Here is a 4054-nt window from a genome sequence, read left to right on the forward strand (position 1 = left end):
TGTGGCTTCAATTGGAACGCGCCTTTGTAACGGCGGCATTTGAATTTTCTGCATCCTCCTCATGACTGCCAACGCCCACCATGGCTCGAAAGCAGCCTGCCATCAACGGTCCCGTTCAACCAGTGGGATCGAACACAGGGACAGTGGCGCTCGCAGCCTCTCACAGAAGCAGTCAACTTCAGAGACCGGCAAGAGAACTCTCTTTCCATTGAGTGAAATTTCCTAGAAAATCCTGACCGCTTGTTTGCGCCTGATCTCGCGGCTAGGCTTCGACTCGTCACTGCTCATCAGTGATCGGGTTTAGTCGCCCGCGAAACTACGGCGCACTGCGTCCCCTTTGAGACAGGCGTTTTTTATCGCCTGCACAATATGGTGGCCGTGCGCAGGGCACCCTCGGGTGCGCCGGTTCCCTAGTTTCCGGTCGACTAACCTGCGTATGGCCGCCACCCATCGTTTAGTCGCGATCTGCGGCGGCTCCATTCAAACTAGGGAGTTACGCCACATGTTCAAACCCACCCCGAATCCGCCTGTTTTCTCCAACGTTGAATCCATCGACCCTCGTATCGCCGACCGGGCTTTGTCTCACTACAACCTCGGCCCGGGCGCAGGATCAAAACCTGCCCCTGTCACCACGCTGCACGATCATCTGCATGAACCCAGGCACCAGGAAGACGCCCTGGCCAACGTCTACTCAATTCTGCAATCCGCCGCGGCCACGGCCTATGAGCACGCCGACAACCAGACCGGTTCGAACCGCAAGGTGGCGATGGGTGTGGTGCATTTGATTGAGCTGGCACAGCTGAAGATGGACTCGGTGCTGGATGAGCAAGCAGTCAGCACCGGCGGCTGACTACGTTCTGCGGAGAGCGGAAAGCCTGGCTTTCCGCTCGTTCGAGTCTGAAGTTCAACGGCCATGTCAGCCCGCCTCAGGCGATTGCCTGCGCCCTGCTCGGACCGACCCCATGCTGTGTGCGACGCAGTTGAACCACCACAGCCTGAATCAAGATAATGATCACTGCCGCCGCATAAATGGCTGCCGTTGCGCACCTGTGATGCCTGTGCGCTGACAGACTGTCAACTTGCTGAATGGATTGCTGAATGTTCAAGCAAGCGGTCTGAGAAACTTCACTTGAACCGAGGATGATGTCAAGGTAATAGCCTAGTGTCTTGATCAATTCGGCCAGAGCCACGTGCTTCACCGCTTGGTCAATTTCAAATGGACTTGCTGTGTTAGACATTCAGGGAAATGTGATGCTTATGCGCTGGTGTGCCCCGTGGCTGTTGTACCTTGCTGTGAGCCAGGTTTGGGCTGTGGAAGCCGGACCCCAGAAGTTGATCACTTCAATTGTCGGCGATACGAGCGTCCAAGTGTCCGTGCTGAAGTCTAAGTCTCAGTCGGATGATGACGAAAAAATCGTGACCTTGACGCGAGAAGGTTCCCAGCCGATCACGCTCAGAAACTTCGACTTCGACGTGCTCTACACAGACCCCGACCCCACCCATGCACCGAACATGATCGTGGTGGGCCGCACTGGTGGCGCTAATTGTTGCCATACGTTGCACATCATCAGTTTTGCTCCATCACTGCATAAACAAGATATCGAGGCTTACAACTCGGATCAGTTCGATATGCAGGAGGTTGCTCATGGCGGACCGGTATTGGGTTTCTTCGATTTCAGTTTCGCGTTTTGGTACCACTCATTCGCAGGCAGCCCTGCACCGCCGGTCTCGCTCAGTTGGGATGCCATACAAGGACGCTATGTGCTGAACGTCGCTGGCATGCGCAAACCGGCGCCATCGGATGTCGAGCTGGAGGAAGATACGCAGGCGCTCCTGCTGGAAGAGGTCGGTACCAACGATCTGTGGCCACCCGCCCTGCTATGGCGTGACATGCTGACGTACATCTATTCAGGCAACAGTGCGTCGGCCCGAACCTTGATGGATACAGCATGGCAACCGAAATGGGGTGAAAAACAGCTGTTTTTTACCTGCTTTAGCCAGAAGCTGCACACAGGCTGGCTCTGGAACTACATGGACATCGGTCACTTAATGAAGGCCGACGGCGACTTTCCCAAACCTATAAGTGTACCTGCGGGCTGTGGACGGTCAGCCCCGGAGCGGACCCCGACGAGTCATATATAACAAAGTCCTCGCCGGTTGTAAGTCGTATACCATTTCCGTTTTTTGGCAAGGATGTGCCATGCCCCTCCGAGACTGAACGCCTAGCAAGCAGTTTATTGATCTGTATTCGTAGCGCTCGGTTTTCCCAGAGTTCAAGGAGTGTTGAAATGATTAAGCGTGCTCTGGTTATGGCGTGTCTGATACCAACGATTGCGTCTGCCGCGAGTTTCGATTGCGACAAAGCCCATTCACCGTTGGAAAAAGCTGTGTGCGCCGATCCGGCGTTATCAAACCTGGATAGCTCAATCGCAACGTCGTATAACGCCGCGATGCAACGCCTGTCATCGAAGGGACAGACCATCCTGCGAGACGGACAACGACAATGGTTGCACTTCATTCGCGATCTCTGTTTCACGCCTCAGGATGCCTCCGAAGTCGGACTCTGCCTGACTAGGCACTATACGGATCGCCTCAAGGACCTTTCTACCGCGGCGGTTACGATCGGCCCCTACCTGTTCAGCCGCAGCGACTATTTTTCCGCGACCACTCTCGACAAAGCTGGCCAGCCTTACGAAATTCACGCCGGCGCACCACGAATCGATACACCACTGTCGCCGACGATTGCATTGTGGAATACGACAATGGCAAAACAGGCGATGGACGCGGTTGGCTCGGGTTGTGACTCTGGGCATGGCGACCAATACTTCGGCGTTGAAGTAACCTCCGCGTTTGCAAACGTGATCAGCGCCAGGGCGACAGACTGGGAATACTGCCATGGCACGCCGCACGGCCATGGCGGAAATACCGGCGTCACTTACCTTATCCAGCCGCATCTCCATGCTCTTGAAGCTGCGGATCTATTCGACATAGGCACCGCGTGGAAAGACTTTTTGACCAGTCGAAGCTACGAGGTCATCGAAAAGAAAGCTAAAGGCACCCCAGTAAAACGCGACCGGGTCGAGCGCGCAGCCATCAACATCCGAGGCTGGACACTTACGCAAGACGGCCTGTTGATCACTATTGATCCCTACGCTGTACTCGCCTACGCGTTTGGGACGACCGAGGTCATCATCCCATGGCGCGACCTAAAGCCCTTTCTTGCGCCAAACGCGCCTATTCCACCCCAGACCTGAGTTTGTAGATGCCATCGGCCACGTACCTCAAGCGACGGCATCAGGGTGGCCGGTTTTTACGCAGGTCAAGACTCGGAGCTAGGTGTGCGGTCTGCTGAAGTCCCCCGGCCCCATGCTGTACTGACGCCAACGACCTGAAAAAACTTGTAGCAGTTGGGTTTTTGACAGCTCCCGGCGGCGTTATTCATTGTGTCGGGGGTGTACGGCTGACTTTGTCAGCCACATGCCACGTAGCGTGGATCCGGGAGGCGACGATGCGCCATTGCGTATTGATCCACTCTCCAAGTCGCAACGCTTCCCGTAGCACGACCGATCGACCTCTGTCGGTCGAAGCACTGCTATTCACTGTCTCCCCCCATGCGGGCCTTGCCCTGCCTTGAACCTGGAGGTCCGATGAAGCTGGAAACGGCTTTGTACAAAGCGTTGGTCGCGGCCAACGTCTCAGAAGAAAACACTGTCGCCGTCATCGATGCGCTGGAGAAAAAAATGAGTTCAACCTCTGCTCCCGAAGCCAATGCCTCGGGACGTCATACCGAGCTGCAAGCGGAGATCGCGCTGCTCCGTACTGAAATGAGAGCCCTGTTCTACAGGCTTGAACTACGGATCGCCCAACTGGCAATCGTCATGGGCACCGTCATCATCGTAGGGCTTCTTATCGGCTTTAAGTCGCTGCGCTAACCCCATCAGCTTCCCCTTCCACGTGGGGAGTCCTTCCCCGTCGGGCGAAGTGTTCTCCGCGTTCAGTTTCATGAATCTGGAGCGCCGCTATGCCCTACATCTGCTGCAACGCGTTTTCGCAA

The 4054-nt window shown here is 55.7% G+C and carries 5 protein-coding genes; 4 read left to right on the plus strand and 1 reads right to left on the minus strand.

The genetic code is table 11. The features are described from left to right. The first annotated feature begins 502 nt into the window (after positions 1 to 502). Complete coding sequence (locus tag M5B96_RS32080; RefSeq protein WP_248801153.1) at positions 503 to 850, plus strand: DUF6124 family protein; 348 nt, start codon at positions 503 to 505, stop codon at positions 848 to 850. Between the two features lie 76 nt (positions 851 to 926). Here the strand turns inward: M5B96_RS32080 and M5B96_RS32085 are convergent, their stop codons facing one another. Next, positions 927 to 1190 carry a hypothetical protein gene (locus tag M5B96_RS32085; protein ID WP_248801154.1) on the minus strand — a complete coding sequence of 88 codons (264 nt, stop codon included), beginning with the start codon at positions 1188 to 1190 and terminating at the stop codon, positions 927 to 929. A 142-nt stretch (positions 1191 to 1332) separates the two neighbouring features. Here M5B96_RS32085 and M5B96_RS32090 point away from each other — a divergent pair, with 142 nt between their 5' ends. The 3 genes from M5B96_RS32090 to M5B96_RS32100 all read left to right on the plus strand — a co-directional run bounded on the left by M5B96_RS32090 (position 1333) and on the right by M5B96_RS32100 (position 3932). After that, positions 1333 to 2142 carry a hypothetical protein gene (locus tag M5B96_RS32090; RefSeq protein WP_248801155.1) on the plus strand — a complete coding sequence of 270 codons (810 nt, stop codon included), beginning with the start codon at positions 1333 to 1335 and terminating at the stop codon, positions 2140 to 2142. Between the two features lie 146 nt (positions 2143 to 2288). Further along, positions 2289 to 3254, plus strand: coding sequence for a DUF3298 domain-containing protein (locus tag M5B96_RS32095; RefSeq protein ID WP_248801156.1), 966 nt, complete (start codon positions 2289 to 2291; stop codon positions 3252 to 3254). A 393-nt stretch (positions 3255 to 3647) separates the two neighbouring features. Continuing rightward, positions 3648 to 3932, plus strand: a complete 285-nt coding sequence (locus M5B96_RS32100; RefSeq protein WP_248801157.1) for a hypothetical protein — start codon at positions 3648 to 3650, stop codon at positions 3930 to 3932. Positions 3933 to 4054: the final 122 nt, after the last annotated feature.

The organism is Pseudomonas sp. MWU13-2105, assembly GCF_023242315.1.
In the GTDB taxonomy this organism is placed as follows: Bacteria; Pseudomonadota; Gammaproteobacteria; order Pseudomonadales; family Pseudomonadaceae; genus Aquipseudomonas.

Bases quoted from the DNA above. Each gene is read 5' to 3' on its own strand.
- M5B96_RS32080 (WP_248801153.1), top strand. From the start codon at position 503: ATGTTCAAACCCACCCCGAATCCGCCTGTTTTCTCCAACGTTGAATCC.
- M5B96_RS32095 (WP_248801156.1), top strand. From the start codon at position 2,289: ATGATTAAGCGTGCTCTGGTTATGGCGTGTCTGATACCAACGATTGCG.
- M5B96_RS32100 (WP_248801157.1), top strand. From the start codon at position 3,648: ATGAAGCTGGAAACGGCTTTGTACAAAGCGTTGGTCGCGGCCAACGTC.